The organism is Sporosarcina sp. 6E9 (genome assembly GCF_017921835.1).
GTDB lineage: Bacteria > Bacillota > Bacilli > Bacillales_A > Planococcaceae > Sporosarcina.
Window position 1 is genome coordinate 1 of the sequence record NZ_JAGEMN010000044.1, and the last position, 253, is coordinate 253.

A 253-nucleotide genomic window follows, 5' to 3' on the forward strand; every position below is an offset into this window, starting at 1 on the left:
CGAATCTTCGGATTCAAAGTCAGCAAAATGAAACTCGAGCTATTCAAGTTTCTCTATTATGGAGAGTTTGATCCTGGCTCAGGACGAACGCTGGCGGCATGCCTAATACATGCAAGTCGAGCGAATGCTTTAAGAAGCTTGCTTCTTAAAGCGTTAGCGGCGGATGGGTGAGTAACACGTGGGCAACCTGCCCTGCAGATGGGGATAACTCCGGGAAACCGGGGCTAATACCGAATAATCAGTTTGTTCGCAT

1 rRNA gene is annotated in these 253 nt (G+C 48.2%); it reads left to right on the forward strand.

What is annotated here, in order from left to right:
* Positions 1-55: 55 nt before the first annotated feature.
* Positions 56-253, forward strand: a 16S ribosomal RNA gene (locus J4G36_RS19025); the annotation flags it as partial.